This is a genomic window from Flavobacterium paronense, assembly GCF_030409795.1.
GTDB classification, from domain to species: domain Bacteria; phylum Bacteroidota; class Bacteroidia; order Flavobacteriales; family Flavobacteriaceae; genus Flavobacterium; species Flavobacterium paronense.
Genome location: NZ_JAUFQN010000019.1, coordinates 2,887,295 through 2,903,679, shown reverse-complemented (window position 1 = coordinate 2,903,679; position 16,385 = coordinate 2,887,295). Strand labels below are relative to the sequence as shown.

Annotated in this window: 15 protein-coding genes; 7 read left to right on the top strand and 8 right to left on the bottom strand. The window is 33.0% G+C overall.

Annotated features, from left to right (window positions below; translation table 11 throughout):
- Positions 1–828 precede the first annotated feature (828 nt).
- The 5 genes from QWY90_RS13865 to QWY90_RS13845 all read left to right on the top strand — a co-directional run bounded on the left by QWY90_RS13865 (position 829) and on the right by QWY90_RS13845 (position 5,727).
- Complete coding sequence (locus QWY90_RS13865; protein ID WP_290286605.1) at positions 829–1,188, top strand: four helix bundle protein; 360 nt, start codon at positions 829–831, stop codon at positions 1,186–1,188.
- Between the two features lie 108 nt (positions 1,189–1,296).
- Positions 1,297–2,307 carry a sugar phosphate nucleotidyltransferase gene (locus QWY90_RS13860; protein WP_290286603.1) on the top strand — a complete coding sequence of 337 codons (1,011 nt, stop codon included), beginning with the start codon at positions 1,297–1,299 and terminating at the stop codon, positions 2,305–2,307.
- Positions 2,308–2,310: 3 nt separating this feature from the next.
- Positions 2,311–3,666 (top strand): tetratricopeptide repeat protein, encoded by a 1,356-nt coding sequence (locus QWY90_RS13855; protein ID WP_290286601.1) that lies wholly within the window; start codon positions 2,311–2,313, stop codon positions 3,664–3,666.
- Complete coding sequence (gene lolB1, locus QWY90_RS13850) at positions 3,666–4,454, top strand: lipoprotein insertase outer membrane protein LolB1 (protein WP_290286600.1); 789 nt, start codon at positions 3,666–3,668, stop codon at positions 4,452–4,454. The genes QWY90_RS13855 and lolB1 overlap by 1 nt, the downstream gene beginning before the upstream one ends.
- 16 nt (positions 4,455–4,470) lie before the next feature.
- Positions 4,471–5,727, top strand: coding sequence for a murein hydrolase activator EnvC family protein (locus QWY90_RS13845; RefSeq protein ID WP_290286599.1), 1,257 nt, complete (start codon positions 4,471–4,473; stop codon positions 5,725–5,727).
- Positions 5,728–5,744: 17 nt separating this feature from the next.
- On the opposite strand, the gene QWY90_RS13840 is transcribed toward QWY90_RS13845, so the two are convergent.
- Positions 5,745–6,254, bottom strand: coding sequence for an acyl-CoA thioesterase (locus QWY90_RS13840; RefSeq protein ID WP_290286598.1), 510 nt, complete (start codon positions 6,252–6,254; stop codon positions 5,745–5,747).
- A gap of 58 nt (positions 6,255–6,312) precedes the next feature.
- Positions 6,313–7,251, bottom strand: coding sequence for an HU domain-containing protein (locus tag QWY90_RS13835; RefSeq protein ID WP_290286597.1), 939 nt, complete (start codon positions 7,249–7,251; stop codon positions 6,313–6,315).
- Positions 7,252–7,352: 101 nt separating this feature from the next.
- Here QWY90_RS13835 and dprA point away from each other — a divergent pair, with 101 nt between their 5' ends.
- Positions 7,353–8,456 carry a DNA-processing protein DprA gene (gene dprA / locus QWY90_RS13830; protein ID WP_290286596.1) on the top strand — a complete coding sequence of 368 codons (1,104 nt, stop codon included), beginning with the start codon at positions 7,353–7,355 and terminating at the stop codon, positions 8,454–8,456.
- A 2-nt stretch (positions 8,457–8,458) separates the two neighbouring features.
- Here dprA and trpS read toward each other — a convergent pair whose 3' ends face one another.
- The 4 genes from trpS to QWY90_RS13810 form a co-directional block, all read right to left on the bottom strand.
- Positions 8,459–9,436, bottom strand: coding sequence for a tryptophan--tRNA ligase (gene trpS, locus QWY90_RS13825; RefSeq protein ID WP_290286595.1), 978 nt, complete (start codon positions 9,434–9,436; stop codon positions 8,459–8,461).
- Between the two features lie 118 nt (positions 9,437–9,554).
- Positions 9,555–10,505, bottom strand: coding sequence for a transglutaminase family protein (locus tag QWY90_RS13820; protein ID WP_290286594.1), 951 nt, complete (start codon positions 10,503–10,505; stop codon positions 9,555–9,557).
- 5 nt (positions 10,506–10,510) lie between these two features.
- Positions 10,511–11,464, bottom strand: coding sequence for an alpha-E domain-containing protein (locus QWY90_RS13815; RefSeq protein ID WP_290286593.1), 954 nt, complete (start codon positions 11,462–11,464; stop codon positions 10,511–10,513).
- 224 nt (positions 11,465–11,688) lie between these two features.
- Positions 11,689–13,125 (bottom strand): circularly permuted type 2 ATP-grasp protein, encoded by a 1,437-nt coding sequence (locus tag QWY90_RS13810; protein ID WP_290286978.1) that lies wholly within the window; start codon positions 13,123–13,125, stop codon positions 11,689–11,691.
- 320 nt (positions 13,126–13,445) lie between these two features.
- On the opposite strand from QWY90_RS13810, the gene QWY90_RS13805 reads away from it, so the two are divergent.
- Complete coding sequence (locus QWY90_RS13805; RefSeq protein ID WP_290286592.1) at positions 13,446–14,186, top strand: lysophospholipid acyltransferase family protein; 741 nt, start codon at positions 13,446–13,448, stop codon at positions 14,184–14,186.
- A gap of 85 nt (positions 14,187–14,271) precedes the next feature.
- On the opposite strand, the gene QWY90_RS13800 is transcribed toward QWY90_RS13805, so the two are convergent.
- Together QWY90_RS13800 and QWY90_RS13795 are read right to left on the bottom strand one after the other, a co-directional pair.
- Complete coding sequence (locus QWY90_RS13800; RefSeq protein WP_290286590.1) at positions 14,272–15,822, bottom strand: outer membrane beta-barrel protein; 1,551 nt, start codon at positions 15,820–15,822, stop codon at positions 14,272–14,274.
- Positions 15,819–16,370, bottom strand: a complete 552-nt coding sequence (locus QWY90_RS13795) for an RNA polymerase sigma factor (protein ID WP_290286588.1) — start codon at positions 16,368–16,370, stop codon at positions 15,819–15,821. Before QWY90_RS13795 ends, QWY90_RS13800 begins: the two co-directional genes overlap by 4 nt.
- Positions 16,371–16,385 lie beyond the last annotated feature (15 nt).

The window sequence follows — 16,385 nt, the reverse complement described above, 5'->3', positions numbered from 1 at the left end:
AATTTTGAAGTTAATTAAAGTGGATTTATTTCAAAATTGAACATTCGAAATTCAAAAAATGTTGAATATCCAATTTTGAATAAAGAATTTTGAAGTTAATTAAAGTGGATTTATTTCAAAATTGAACATTCCAAGTTGAATATTCGAAATTCAAAAAATGTTGAATATTCAATGTTGAATAAAGAATTTTGAAGTACTGTAGTGAACTAGAGTAGATTTATTTCAAAATTGAACATTCCAAGTTGAACATTCGAAATTCAAAAAGGTTGAATATTCAATTTTGAACAAAGAATTTTGAAGTACGGGAGTGATGTAAAGTAGGTTTATTTCAAAATTGAACATTTCAAGTTGAACATTCGAAATTCAAAAGGTTGAATATTCAATGTTGAATAAAGAATTTTGAAGTTAATTAAAGTGGATTTATTTCAAAATTGAACATTCCAAGTTGAATATTCGAAATTCAAAAAGGTTGAATATTCAATTTTGAACAAAGAATTTTGAAGTATAGGAGTGAAGTAGAGTGTGTTTATTTCAAAATTGAACATTCCAAGTTGAATATTCGAAATTCAAAAAAGGTTGAATATTCAATTTTGAATAAAGAATTTTGAAGTTAATTAAAGTGGATTTATTTCAAAATTGAACATTCCAAGTTGAATATTCGAAATTCAAAAAGGTTGAATATTCAATGTTGAATAAAGAATTTTGAAGTTAATTAAAGTGGATTTATTTCAAAATTGAACATTCCAAGTTGAATATTCGAAATTCAAAAAAGGTTGAATATTCAATTTTGAATAAAGAATTTTGAAGTTTAATATACAAATACAAGCCATGAAAATATTTGATTTACACGAACGATTAATTGATTTTGCAGTAACAATAATAAATATTACAGACAATATAAAAGTAACAAAAGCCGGAAATCATTTGTCAGGACAAATTGTAAGATCAGGCACATCACCATCATTAAATTACAGCGAAGCTCAAAGTGCAGAGTCAAGAAATGATTTTATTCATAAAATGTCAGTCGTTCTAAAGGAATTAAGAGAAACTTATTCGTGTTTAAAAATTATTCATAGAGGGAAATTGTATTTGAAGGATGAACAAGATTTGATAGTAGCAATTAAAGAAAATGATGAATTAATATCGATTTTTGTAAAAAGTTTAGAAACATCAAGAAGTAAAAAGTAAGCAATATAATACTTCGAAGTTCAAAATTCCAAGTTGGATATTCTAAATTCAAAAAAGGTTGAATATTCAATTTTGAATAAAGAATTTTGAAGTTTAAATAGATATAACATGAAAATAATAGTACCAATGGCAGGTCGTGGTTCACGCCTTCGCCCACACACATTAACCATTCCAAAACCATTAATTCCAGTTGCTGGGAAGCCAATCGTGCATCGATTGGTAGAAGATATTGCCGGAGTTTTAAATCAGAAAATAGATGAAGTGGCTTTCATCATTCACGAAAGTTTTGGTAAAAAAGTAGAAGAAGATTTGATTGCGATTGCCCAAAAATTAGGAGCAAAAGGAACCATTTATTATCAAAATGAAGCTCTCGGAACCGGTCACGCGATTATGTGCGCTAAAGATTCTTTAAGCGGTCCAGCCGTAATTGCTTATGCCGATACGTTAATACGCGCCGATTTCGATTTAGATAAAACGGCCGATAGCGTGATTTGGGTAAAACAGGTTGATCAACCGGAAGCATTTGGAGTAATCAATTTAAATGATGCAGGCGAAATTGTAGAATTGGTAGAAAAACCAAAAGAATTTGTTTCTGATTTAGCCGTTATCGGAATATACTATTTCAAGGAAATTTCCGTTTTAAGAGAGGAACTGCAGTCGGTTTTGGATAACAATATCATTCACGGTGGTGAATACCAAATTAATGATGGTATAAAACAAATGATGGCCAAAGGAATGAAATTTGTTCCGGGGAAAGTTGATGAATGGATGGATTGTGGCAACAAAGATGTGACAGTAGAGACTAATTCACGAATGCTCGGATTTTTGCACAATGACGGTGAACATTTGGTAGATTATGATGTAAAATTGGAAAATTCGAGTATCATTCCACCTTGCTATATTGGAAAAGATGTTGTTTTAATTAACGCGATCGTTGGTCCAAACGTTTCTCTAGGCGATGGCTGTCACGTTCAAAATGCTGAAATTAAAAACAGTTTGATTCAAAATCATTCTCATATTAAAAACGCACATTTGGATAATGCGATGATAGGAAATCACGCTAGCTTTGATGGCGATTTTACCAGCATTAGCATTGGAGATTACTCGGTTTTAGAATAAAAAATGAAAAACTTAAAAATTTATTGTCTATTATTTTTTGGAATCTTTTGTATTCCCAATGTTGTTTTGGCTCAAAAAGAACCAGACAATGATGTTGTGACTATAGACGATGGATTTGAAGATTTATTCTATGAAGCTATCCAGCAAAAAAGCATGGAAAACTACGATAAAGCTATCGAGGCTTTGGAAAAAGGAAAAGTTATTGAACCCGATAATCCAGTAGTTTATTTTGAGTTAGGCAAAAATTATTTAGCTCAAAAAAAGTATCAAGATGCCTACGACAACTTTGAGAAAGCGGCCAAAATGGATCCGAAAAACCGTTGGGCTTGGGTTGGAATGTATGATGTTTGCTATGAAACCAAAGATTACAACAAAGCGATTCCGATAGTTGAAAAACTGGTAACTTTCAAGGAAGAGTATAAAGAAGATTTGACTTCACTTTATATGAATACGCAACAATTTGACAAAGCATTGGAACTCATTAATGAATTAAATTCAAAGTTTGGGAAAACCGAAAAACGCGAATTGTATAAAGCAGATATTCTAAAAGACACCAAATACCAATCGGCTGAAAAGTTTAATTTGTTAGAGCAACTTAAGAAATTTCCAAAAGAAGAATCCAATTATATTGCTTTGATTTATATGTATTCACAAAGCAATCAAGAAGAAAAAGCATTAGAAATTGCTCAGAAATTAGAAAAAGAAATTCCAACTTCCGATTGGGCACAAGTAAGTTTGTTTAAATTTAATATCAATAATAATGACGGCGATAATGCAGTAAAAGCGATGAATCTTGTGTTTCCAAGTAAAAAAATTGATTCTAAAATTAAACACAGAATGCTCAATGAGTTTCTAATTTTTACTAAAAACAATCCAAAATACGAACCCGATTTAGACAAAGCAATTTCTTATTTTGACAATGATAAAACTATTGATGTAGCCAAAGAAATCGGAAAATTTTATTACGCTAAAGCTGAATGGGGAAAAGCCATTAAGTACTTTGGAATGCATTTAAAAAGCAAAGAAGATGATGTAGAAACGCAACTACTGCTGCTACAAGGGTACACAGAAAATCAGCAATTTGAGGATTTAGCCAAAAAAGCAGATGACTTGACCCAGCTTTTTCCAACGCAACCGCAGTTTTATTATTATGTCGGACTTGCCAATAATCAAATGAAAAATTTTAAAAAAGCAACTACATTTTTAGAATCGGGATTAGATTTTGTTGTTGATGATGAGCCATTGGAAATCAATTTTAATATTCAGTTGGGCGAAGCATATAGTGGTTTAGGAGATATAAACAAGAAAGAAAAATATTTTGCCAAAGCAGATCAACTCATAAAAAAACAAAAAAAATAATGAAAAAAGGATTGTTTATTCTGGCGATTATTTTTTTAAGTTCCTGCAAATCTAAAGCGGTTTTAGTTGATACCAAAACGCCTTCAACGGTCGTAAAGGATGAGTATGTTTTAACTTCTGACAAAATAATCCAAAATCATTACAATAATAAAAATGATTTTTCAACGTTATATATTAGATCAAGCGCTAAATATAAACACGAAGACGATTCGCAAAGTGTTTCGGCAGAAATCAAAATCAAGAAAGATGAAAAGATTTTAGTCAGTATTCGTGTATTAGGTATTACAATGGCAAAAGCTTTGATAACTCCGAGTGAAGTGAAGTATTATGAAAAGATAAACGGAACCTACTTCGAAGGAAATTATGGAGTATTAAGCCAATGGTTGGGAACCGATTTAGATTTCAATAAAATACAAAACATGCTAATTGGGCAACCGATTGACGATTTGAAAAAAGGGAATTATTCGTTTACGGAAACCGATAAATTCTATAAATTGAATGCTGTTGAAGACAAAACCGAAAAATCTTTTTTCTTTGAAGCAGAGCATTTTTTATTAAAAAAACAAGAAATTAGCCAACCGGAAAAAGAAAGAAGTTTTGAAGTGAATTATCCTAATTTTCAGGATTTTGCTTCGGGAATTTTCCCAGGCGGTTTGACGATAAATGCGTTTCAGAAGAAAGGGAAAACAACCATTATAATAGATTATAATTCGATAACGTTTAATGAAGATTTAACATTTCCTTACAGTGTTCCTGATGGATACGATAGAATTTTTATAAAAGATTAGCCAAAATAAAATAACGATGCCAAAATTATTTCTCTCTTTACTATTCTTCTGTTTCACGATTCAAATGTGGAGCCAACCACCAACGCAAGAACAACTCGAAGAACGCAAAGCTAAAATTCAGTTAGAAATTCAGGAAAAAGAACAATTATTGCAATCGGTTAAAAGCAAAGAGAAATCGGTTGTTACTCAGTTGCAGCTTCAAAAAGAAAAGATTGGATTAAAGGAAAAGTTGATAAAAACTACCGAGAAACAAACTAAGTTGTTAGGGAATGATATTTATGTAAATCAAATAAAAATCAATCAACTTAATCGAGATTTAGAGCAACTAAGAAAAGATTATGCTGCAATGATTTTAAAGTCGTATAAAAGCAGATCTGAAGAAAGCCGTGCTATGTTTTTATTGTCGTCAGAAAACTTTTTGCAAGCCTATAAAAGAGCGCAGTATATGAAACAATATGCCAGCTACAGAAAAATGCAAGGACAGGAAATTGAAGGGAAAACAAAACAATTGGTTGGATATACCAACAAAATTGTTGTTCAAAAAACAGCAAAAGAAAAGCTAATTACTGAAAACGAAAACGAAAAGAAAGAATTAGTAAAAGAGAAACAAGAACAGGAAAAAATTGCCATCCAAATCCAAAAAGAAAAAGGAAAGATTGCGGCTGAGATTAAGAAAAAGCAACAGGAAACCAGAAAAATAGATTCACAAATTCAGAAATTAATACGCGAAGCTATTGCAGCAGCTAACAGAAAAACAGCAGCAGCCAACGTAAAATCGAACCCAAAAACTACAGCGGCTGAGAAGAAAGCCATTGAATCTTCAACAAAAATTATATTAACACCCGAAGGGAAAATTGTATCCGATAATTTTAAAGCCAACAAAGGCAGATTACCTTGGCCTGTTGAAAAAGGTGCTATTTCATTAGGATATGGAGATCAACCGCATCCAATATTTAGAGCATTGGTGGTTCATAATAGTGGTATCGAAATTTCGACGGAAAGCGGATCTAATGCCAGAGCAGTGTTCGCCGGAGAAGTTGCGCAAGTGCAGCAAATAACACCACTTAAAAAAGCGGTTTTAATTAAGCATGGAGACTTTTTTACCATTTATCAAAATTTAAGTACTGTTAATGTACAAGTTGGCGATAAGGTTTCGGCAAAACAATCCTTGGGTAAAATTAGAACAGATGCCGATGGGCGAACGATACTGAAGTTCTTAGTATCACAAAACTCGGCTTATTTTAATCCAACTTCATGGCTTTCTGGAAGTTAAGAGACCGGCACTTTATTTTAAATAAACAACGCTTTTAATTCGGTTGCGTCGTGCGGGTTCATTTTACCGGCTAAAACTAAACTCAATTGTTTTCTGCGTAAAGCGGCATCAAACCTTGTTTTTTCCAACTCAGTTTGAGGGTCAATTTGCGGAACCGGAACCGGATTACCCGTTTCATCAACCGCCACAAAAGTATAAATAGCTTCATTAGCTTTGGTTCGTATGCCTGATTCACGATCTTCTAACCAAACATCAATATAAATCTCCATTGAGGTAGTAAAGGCACGAGAAACTTTAGCCTCAACGGTTACAACACTTCCTAAAGGAATAGCACGATTAAAAGCAACATGATTTACTGATGCAGTAACGGTTATTCTTCGTGAATGTCTTCTTGCCGCAATACTGGCAGCTCTGTCCATTCGGGCTAATAATTCGCCTCCAAAAAGATTATTTAAAGGATTGGTTTCGCTTGGTAAAACTAAATCGGTTAATGTGGTTAATGACTCAGAAGGATGTTTTGGGCTCATGATTTTTTTTGCAAAGGTACTTACAGAAAACAAAAAATCCTGATTTCTCAGGATAATTTTATAATGCTTCAATCAAAAGCCAAGCGTCTTTGTTGTCTAATTTTTGAATATCTTTCATAGCTTGATGTGCTTCAGAGTAAGTCGAATAACTACCATAAAGCACAGGAAATAATCCGTGTTTGTTTGGCGCTAGTCTTTTGGCTTTTTTAAAGCCTAATTTTAGTAGCCTTTGATATTGTTCTTCTGCGTTGCTTTCTATTCTAAAGGCACCTGCCACTACACAATATGGTGTGTTTTCTGAGGGAACGGATAGTGTAACAGCGGGTAATGGATTTGAAATATAAAAAGTAGCTTCCTGGATTTTTTGGTTTATCTTTTTCTGAACATTGGTTTCTACGATAAGTGTTTCTTGTGCGATTTTGTTTTCGTAGTATTTGTAGCCAACGGTTCCTGCAACTCCAGCTGATAATAAGAATATAGCAGCATATTTTAATACGGAATAATTTCTTCTTCTATCCGGTGTGAAAATGATGGGTGCTTTTTCTTCCAGTTGTTGTATATCTTCTTTATAAACTTCGCGTTTTACAGAAGGGGAAATAAAGGAACTCAATCCAAAAGAAGCGGTAAGATAATTGATTTGATCTACGGGAACAAAAACTATATTTTTCTCTGAATTCAATGAAAAATCACCAACGTTTTTTACTGAGAAACTTCCGAATTCCTGAATTTTTGTCTTCCAATGAGAAACTTCATTTTGAATAATAGAAACCGCAATTTCATAAGATATCTTTTCAGCTTCAGCCAAATGATTTGCCAATAATCCATCATTGTTTTTAATAAACGGATTGAAAGAAACCATTTTTTTAGGCGGATAAAACGAATGGGAGTTTTCGTCTACTTGTGCCGACTGCAATTCAGTCAGAAACGCACCAAATCCTGGTACGGTAACACATTGATAACGATATAATAATTGGGAAATGTATTGTTCAATCTTCATATTGACAAATTTAGATAAACAATAGAACTATCAAAAAATTATTCACAAAATTTATTAACAATCCCAAGAAAAAATATTTATTTTTGTAGTAAAATAAGCACGTGAATTCAACAGAACTTTTTAACATTTTGGCACTAGTAAAGGTTGAAGGTGTCGGAGATATTGTTGCCAAAAAACTTATAAATCATTGCGGTTCAGCCGAAAATGTATTCAACGCTAAATTAAATCAGTTAAAATCTATTGATGGAATTGGCGATGTTTTGATTAAGAACCTAAAGGATACAACTGTTTTTAAGAAAGCCGAACAAGAAATACGATTTATTGAGAAAGAGAGAGCAACTGTTTTGTATTATCAAAACGATGATTATCCAAATAAACTAAAACATTGTATTGATGGACCCGTTTTGCTTTTTGCTACAGGGAATTTAAACCTTGAAAACAGAAAAATAATTAGCATAGTTGGCACACGAGAAATCACTTCTTATGGAACTAGTTTTTGTAAAAAGCTACTAGAGGATTTAGCCATTTTTAATCCAATAATTGTAAGTGGATTTGCTTATGGTGTTGATATAGTTGCGCATCAAGCAGCGATGGAAAATAACCTGCAAACTATTGGCGTTTTAGCTCACGGTCTGAATCAGATTTATCCCAAAACACATAAAAAGTATATCGCTAAAATGGAAGAAAACGGTGGGTTTCTCACCGAATTTTGGAGCAGTTCAAATCCTGAAAAAGAAAATTTTGTTCGCCGAAATAGGATAGTAGCCGGAATGAGCGAAGCAACCGTAGTTATTGAAAGTGCCGAAAAAGGAGGTTCGTTAATAACAGCAATAATAGCAAACGATTACAATCGGGATGTCTTTGCTGTGCCAGGACGAACTTCGGATAGATTGAGTCAGGGCTGCAATAATTTGATTAAAACACAACGTGCCAATTTGATGACTTCAGCAGCTGACTTGATTTATATTTTGAATTGGGAATTAGAAAGCAAAGCGGCAAAACCAGTTCAAAAACAGCTATTTGTTTCTTTAGATACTGACGAACAAAAAGTCTACGATTACCTTCAACAAAACGGAAAACAATTGCTAGACATCATTGCTTTGGAATGTGATTTCCCGATTTTTAGAATTTCGTCTTTACTATTAAACATGGAACTTAAAGGGCTAATTCGACCTTTGCCGGGGAAATTGTTTGAAGCGGTTTAGGCTTATTCAAACCCCAATTTCACTCTGACTTTTTTCAAAACAACATCAGCAATTGCTCCTGCTTTTGCAGCACCTTGTTTTAATAAAGCGTCAACTTCTGGCCAATTGTTCATGTAGTAATTGTATTTTTCTCTTTCGGTTTTGAAGTTGGTGATGATTAATTCATACAACTCTTGTTTGGCGTGACCGTAACCAAAATCTCTGTTGACATTGGTATATTTTGTTTTCATTTGAGCAATTTGTTCCCCATTTGCCAATAATTTATAAAGACCAAAAATTTTGCAAGTGTCAGGATCTTTTGGTTCTTCCAATGGCGTGCTATCCGTTTCAATGCTCATGATTTGTTTGCGCAATGCTTTATCATCAAGAAAAATATTGATAATGTTACCACGGGATTTACTCATTTTTTGGCCATCAGTTCCGGGAACATACATCGTTCCTTCCTGAACTTTTGCTTCCGGAATTACAAAGGTTTCCCCCATTTGATGATTAAAACGGGAAGCCACATCACGCGTAATTTCAATATGTTGCAATTGGTCTTTTCCAACCGGAACAAAATTGGCGTCATACAATAAAATATCAGCGGCCATCAGCATTGGATAAGAAAACAAACCAGCATTAACATCTTCCAATCTATCTGCTTTGTCTTTAAAAGAATGTGCTAATGTCAGACGTTGAAAAGGAAAAAAACAACTTAAATACCAGGACAATTCGGCCGTTTGAGCCACATCGCTTTGACGGTAAAAAATCACTTTATTGACATCTAATCCACAAGCCAACCAAACCGAAGCGGTGCTATACGTATTTTGACGAAGTTCGGCTCCGTTTTTTATTTGGGTAATCGAATGCAAATCGGCGATAAAAAGAAACGATTCGTTGCTTGGATTTTGTGACAGTTCAATCGCGGGTAGAATGGCGCCCAATAAGTTTCCTAAGTGTGGCGTGCCTGTGCTTTGAATTCCGGTTAGTATTTTTGACATGGTGTTTTTTGCTTGCCGGCAAAGTTCGCAAAGTTTATAGAGATTTTAGCAAAGTTTGCAAAGTTTTTATGCAGTATGGGCTAAGCGCTACAAAATGAAATGTTTTTGATAATTCAATTTATTGTTGCTGTTGCTGATGAAGTAATTCGATGCTGTCTAATTGTTCTTGAAATTCTACGGTAACTTCTTGTAGCTGCACGTCATTTATCTCTTCAAATTGGTGGCCGTCTTCATAACCTATTGAAACGCAAACGGAAAGAGTTTGTTTGGCAATTCCTTTAAAAATTCCTTTTACCGGAGTACAGTCATAAAAATTTCGCCCTACCGAAAGTTTTATATGATTGTCCATTGTCCAGATATTATTGGTAGGATCTAGTCCGAGCCAACCTTGGTTTGGAGTGTAAATTTCTACCCAGGCATGCGTTGCGCCTTCTCCTCTAAAACCACTTTTATTCGGACAAATATAACCACTCACATATCTTGCAGGAATACCGGCAGTTCGCACAAGTTGCAATAAAAGATGAGCAAAATCCTGGCAAACGCCTTTCTTCATTTCCAGAATTTCATCTACAGTGGTTTCAATATTTGTGATTCCTTTGGTGTATTCAAAATTATTGAAAATGTATTCGTTACATTGACGGGCAATTTCTATTATGGGCTTATCAGTACAACCAATTTTATCTAAAATGGAAAGAATTTCGTTTTGTTTTGTGATGATTTCCGGATAGCTAAGTCTTAATAATATGATGCTTTTTTCATAAAGAGGAACTAAATCTTCAACCTTAGTATAATCTATTTCTGGAATTTTTAAGGAATGATTTACTTTCACCAGCATTCTGGATTCGATGGTCATTTCTGAATGTGCTTCAAATGAATTAAAATTCCCAACCCGATTTCCATAATAGTCTTCAGAGAGTATTACTTCAGGGTTATTAGTTATCATAAGATGATATTCCAAAACCTTTTGATTGTCAAAATTATGAGGAAACAAACGAATTTCGTTGATACTTTCTTTTATTGGCCAGTTGTATTGGTATTTTGTAATGTGAACTATTTTGAAAACTGCCATTTTTATTATGTGTAAGAGAAAAATAATTTTGAAAAATCGAACGAAAATTGATTTAATTGTGTTTTGGTGTTATTCAAAACCTCTTCTAACTGGTGATTGCTAAGATTATGATAATCCGTGTATTCAACATAGCTTTTTAATCTTCCAAATTGGTTATTTAATGTTCGCGCTTCACTCAAGGTGTTGTCTTTAAATAAATAATTTAAAGAAGTGTCTATCAAATCTAAAGTGTAAATCACGGAATGAGCAAAATCCCTATTAAAAATAACTTGTTGCACTACTTTACGATTGTGCGGAATATTGCTATAACTTTTCAAATACATTTCATAACCCGAAAGAGACAATAATAATCTTCTCCAATAGAGTAAATCTTCGTTTCCGTCGAGATTATAAGAGATAGTTGAAAAGTAAGCCTGAGTCAATGATATTGTTTGTAAGCATCTTTCAATATGTTTGCCAATTCCGGAAAAACACCAACCTAATCCTCTAGGCATCGTAACTTGAAGAATACCATTATAAAGTAGAAAATCTTTATTTAATTTGGTAACAATTTTTAATGCATCAGATGATTCCAACTGTTTGGGTAAATCGGGAGAATTCATAAAATGATATAAAGAATTAATATGTTCCCATAGTTCTTTGGTTATTTTGTCTTGAGAACCTCTTGCATTTTCTCGTGCTTTAATTACTAAATTTTTAACAGAGTTATGATTTTGATTGTCACAAATGATGTATTTCAGCACAAAATTCGCATCGTATTGCACCGCATTAATTTTTTCAGGAGACAAATCTGTATAGTAGTCCAATAAAGGCTTGTATCCAAGAGAATCATTCATTTCTTTATCAAAAGACAGGATGTAAAACGTGTTTAAAGTCAGCAACATTCCGTCAGTTCTTTCCATATATCGGTCAAGCCAAAACATTCCTTCTGCCACCCGACTGAGCATATTTGCTTTCATTTAAATCGATATAATTAGTTTTATTCCTTCTCTATTTTTAACATTTGTAGATAATAGGTTCTACTATAGTTTCTATAATTGAGTCTATAATTGAAACTTTAGATTCAACTTGAATCGATTTTTCTTCTGTTGATTCTGTGTTTTTGTTGAGCCAGAATATACTTTCTGTAGCTCCAATTGTCATAATTGTTTTCATTTGAATTGATTTAAAAATTAAATTAAAATTATTTTATAATCCAGGTGTCCTTGCTTCCTCCACCTTGAGAAGAGTTTACGACTAATGAACCTTCAGTTAATGCGACACGAGTTAGTCCACCAGGCACAATTTCAACTCCATTAGGACCGCATAAAGCATAAGGTCTCAGGTCTACATGGCGCAGTTTCAATTGGCCATCTATTAGACAGGGAACGGTGCTGAGTTGAATTATAGGTTGTGCAATAAAATTTCTGGGATTGGCTAGGATAGCAATTTTTCCTTTTTCAAGTTCTTCTTCAGTGGCTTTATTTCCCATTATCATACCGTAACCGCCGCTTTGATTGGTTTCTTTGATGACCATATTCCCCATATCAGCAAATACGAGTTCTCTTTCCTCTTTGTTTTCCATTTGGTAAGTGGGAACATTTTTAAGAATGGGTTCTTGATTTAGATAATATTTTATCATATTTGGCACATATGCATATACTGCTTTATCATCTGCAACACCATTTCCAACCGCATTTACTAAAGCTACATTTCCATGTTTGTATGCACTTATAAGCCCGGGAACACCTAATGTACTGTCTGGCTTAAAAACTAATGGATCCAGATATTCGTCATCTAATCGTCTATAAATTACATCAACTTGGTATAGTCCCGAGGTGGTTTTCATATAGACTTTATTGTTGTTCACTATTAAATCTCTACCTTCAACCAATGGAATTCCCATCTGTCTTGCCAAAAAAGTATGCTCGTAATAAGCAGAATTATATATTCCTGGGGTTAGTAGTACCACATTTGGATTTGAGACATTTCTTGGCGATAACGAAACTAATATATTATGAAGTATCATAGGATAATTGCTTACCATACTTACATAATTTGAAGCAAGCATTTTAGGGAATATGCGCTTTGTTATTTCGCGGTTTTCAAGCATATAACTAACACCGCTCGGACATCTTAAGTTGTCTTCAAGAACATAAAATTCTCCTTTTGCACCTCGAATCAAATCTATTCCGGCAATATGAACGTGAATATTGTGCGGTAGTTTTATACCGTGTACTTCTTGAATATAGTGAGGACATGAGGCAATCAATGAAGCTGAAATTATACCGTCTTTTACAATGTTTTGATCATTATAAATGTCTTCCAAGAATAAATTCAACGCTAATAACCGTTGTTTAATTCCTGTTTCTACTTCTAACCAATCCTTTTGTGTAATAATCCTTGGAATAATATCAAAAGGGAAAATTCGCTCTATGCCTTCGTTGTCATCACTATAAACGGTAAAAGTAATTCCTTGATTCATAAACGAATCAGAAGCCTGTTTTTGTTTGGCATTAAGGCTTTCAGGAGTTAAGTTTTGTAATATATCTAACACTTGCCGATAAGAATCTCGAACTCCGTTAGTAGAAAACATTTCATCCCAACCATTACCGTTTAATTCAGGCATCAATTTCATTATCTTTTGTATTATTAAAAATTTAAACTTTCAGCTTTTTTCTATAAAAAAACAATAACTATAAGCTAAAATATAATTTTATTATCTGCATAATTGTTGTTTTATTAACTATTTGGCAATTTTTATGCTTTTCTTTATTTGACAATTGTTTTTTGACAATTGTCTTTTTTTACGTTACTGTTTTTAATGATTTCACATTTCAAAATCTAAATAATATGGGCATTCTCTCAAAGATTTAAGGAATAGCATTTTTAATTGTAACAATGCGTTTAGTGGATAATCTTTTTTTCAAAATTCAATTGCGATTTATTACATTTGACAACATGAGAGCATTGAAAATTGTTTTTTGGACACTTTATCGCGTTTGGTTCTATATTTTAATGGCGATTCCCATAATTGTCATGTTCCCGTTTCTTTTTATTTCAATTCTTAAAGAAAAATGGTATCCTTATTTTTTTGTGATGGCTAGAATTTGGGCCAAAACGATATTATTCGGAATGGGTTTCAGAGTTAAAATTGAAACAGAAGAGGGAATCATAGTTGGCAAAAGTTATATGTTTGTAGCTAACCACACTTCGATGACCGATATTATGTTAATGCTTTCAGTAGTTAAAAACCCTTTTGTTTTTGTGGGTAAAACGGAGTTAGCCAAAATTCCACTTTTTGGATTTTTCTACAAAAGAACCTGTATTTTAGTTGACCGAAGCAGTTCAAAAAGCAGGATGGAAGTTTTTGAAAGAGCACAGAAAAAAATCAACCAAGGATTTAGCATTTGTATTTTCCCCGAAGGCGGCGTTCCTTTTGACGAATCAATAGTATTGGATGAATTTAAAGACGGTGCTTTCCGATTGGCAATTGACCACCATATTCCAATTGTTCCTATTACTTTTGCAGATAATAAAAAACGCTTTTCTTATACTTTTTTTAGCGGAAGTCCGGGTTTGATGCGTGTAAAAATCCATCATTTTTTTGATACCAAAAATCAAGCTGCTGATTATAAAAAGACAATTAAAACTGAAGTAAGGCAGGTTATTTTAAAACAACTTCAAGAGTTTAATCCATAAAAAAAGAGTCTCAAATTCAGAGACTCTTTTCCGTTATTACTCGAAAGCAATAACACCTTCTAACTAATTTTTAAAACAAACCTGACTAAAACTTGTAGCTAATTCCGCTGTATATTCCAAAGAGATAAGGTTTGAAATTACCAGCGTTTGCGCTAAATGTGTTTAATTGATATTTTACGGTTGGTTCTAAATTGAATTCAAAAGACTTCATAAAACCATATTTTATTCCCAATCCAAAATTGGTACTGAAATGAACATCGCTTAAATTATTTGCTTTCCCAAGCAGTACATCTCTGTCTGCTGAAACAATTCTAATACTATTGTCCTGAAGAAAAAGTGTACTGAAACCACCAATAATCTTTAAACCAAATTTTTTATCAAAAAGCGAATATGTCATTTCTACAGGCATTTCTAAGTAACCAACTTCTTGTTTCAGATAGCCAGTGTTTTCACGCGCAAATGTATTTTCAAAAGGTAATAATCCACTTTCGGATGGTGTGTTTTGCGCACTATTTTTAATTGATTGTACGTGTATCATTCTACTCGAAGCCGTTGGCGATACATTAGCCAACATCTTGGCCTGAATTCCAGTAAAGAACCCAATATTATTAGTATTGTAACTAATATTGACTTTGTTCAAACCGGTTCTAACCGATAGCTTTTTATTTACAACATAACTAACACCAAGTCCGAAACCGACATTTGTGTTGTAGGATTTAGAATTTTCAGTAAGCGTTGAATCAATTGGCGAGCCATTTGAAATAGAACCCAAAAAAATAGGCGCAACATTTGAGGTTAGTTGCCACCTATTTCTTTTAGATTCCTGCTTTAACTTGCTTTCTTTTTCATTAAGCAATTCTTCCAATTCATTATTAGCGACACTTTTCTTGGAAGCTGTGTCGTTTACTTTCATATCAATTTCTTTTGTTGCAATTTTTGAATCAACATTTCCTTTCAAACCATCAAGATTGCTGTTTTTATTTTCAATTGCTATTTTATTTTTTTGGTTAATAGTTGTTAGTTTATCTTGACTCGTTTGTTCGTTTAGTTTCAGAACGAAATTCGGGTCTTTTTCAATTTTCGACTGATTACTGTTTGTCTTTTGAGCTACTTGGTTTTGAGATTTTTCAAAAACAGATTCAGAAATTGAAGGCTTGTTTTTTTCAGAATTCGATTTGTTTTTCAATGAACGATGATTCGACGGATTCCTTTCGGCAACGCTTGATTCTGTAGAATAGACTGTTTTTTTATCTTTATTTTCTTCTGAAGCAGCATTGGTTTTAATTTCACCTGAATTGGTAACAACAACATCAGCATCAGAAGTTGAATTGTTCTTTTTCAGCATTTCTTTAGCTGAATTAAGCTTATTTATTTGTTTTGTTTTATTAGAATTAGATTCATTTACAACCGGATTTTCAGTTTTGATTTCTGGGCTATAAATAGCTTTCGAAATTAAGAATCCAAGTAAAAAAACCGCAGCGACACCTGATAATTTCCACCAAAATGGAATTATTCTTCTTTTCTTTTTTTGATCAAGTTTAGCTTCAATTTTTCCCCAAGTTACCTCGGGAGGCATAACCTCGAAGTCTTTGAATTTTTCTTGAAAAAGCCGATCTATATTTTTTCTTTCATTCATTTTGCTGAAGGAAATGTTTTGTTTTCTTGGTTTTTATACTGTTCTATTTTATCTTTTAAAATCATTCGCGCACGAGATAAATTCGATTTAGATGTTCCGATATTGATGGAAAGCATTTCGGCAATTTCAGCATGCGAATAATCATCATTTACATAAAGATTGAATACCAATCTATATCTATCAGGCAATTCCTGAATAATCTTCAACAAATAATCTAATGATATATTCTCGTCATCGATTTCAATTTCGTAATCATCCTGAACATCTTCATTTACTAAACTTAAAAAGGTATGCGTTCTATATTGCTGTAAAACATTGTTGATCATAACTCTTTTTAGCCAGCCATCAAAAGAACCTTTAAAGGCATACTGTTCGATTTTATTAAAAATTAATATAAATCCATCTTGTAAATTGTCTTGTGCCTCAGTATAATTGCGTGAATATTTTAAGCAAGCTGCAAACAGTTTTGGCGAATACAATTTGTATAACTGTTCTTGTGCTTTTCTATCCTTGTTTTTGCAATCATTTATGAGTTGATTTAAATCCAATTTTCAAAAATTGCT

Coding starts and splice junctions, on each gene's coding strand:
- QWY90_RS13865 (WP_290286605.1), top strand. CDS start 829: ATGAAAATATTTGATTTACACGAACGATTAATTGATTTTGCAGTAACA.
- QWY90_RS13860 (WP_290286603.1), top strand. CDS start 1,297: ATGAAAATAATAGTACCAATGGCAGGTCGTGGTTCACGCCTTCGCCCA.
- QWY90_RS13855 (WP_290286601.1), top strand. CDS start 2,311: ATGAAAAACTTAAAAATTTATTGTCTATTATTTTTTGGAATCTTTTGT.
- lolB1 (WP_290286600.1), top strand. CDS start 3,666: ATGAAAAAAGGATTGTTTATTCTGGCGATTATTTTTTTAAGTTCCTGC.
- QWY90_RS13845 (WP_290286599.1), top strand. CDS start 4,471: ATGCCAAAATTATTTCTCTCTTTACTATTCTTCTGTTTCACGATTCAA.
- QWY90_RS13840 (WP_290286598.1), bottom strand. CDS start 6,254: ATGAGCCCAAAACATCCTTCTGAGTCATTAACCACATTAACCGATTTA.
- QWY90_RS13835 (WP_290286597.1), bottom strand. CDS start 7,251: ATGAAGATTGAACAATACATTTCCCAATTATTATATCGTTATCAATGT.
- trpS (WP_290286595.1), bottom strand. CDS start 9,436: ATGTCAAAAATACTAACCGGAATTCAAAGCACAGGCACGCCACACTTA.
- QWY90_RS13820 (WP_290286594.1), bottom strand. CDS start 10,505: ATGGCAGTTTTCAAAATAGTTCACATTACAAAATACCAATACAACTGG.
- QWY90_RS13815 (WP_290286593.1), bottom strand. CDS start 11,464: ATGAAAGCAAATATGCTCAGTCGGGTGGCAGAAGGAATGTTTTGGCTT.
- QWY90_RS13805 (WP_290286592.1), top strand. CDS start 13,446: ATGAGAGCATTGAAAATTGTTTTTTGGACACTTTATCGCGTTTGGTTC.
- QWY90_RS13800 (WP_290286590.1), bottom strand. CDS start 15,822: ATGAATGAAAGAAAAAATATAGATCGGCTTTTTCAAGAAAAATTCAAA.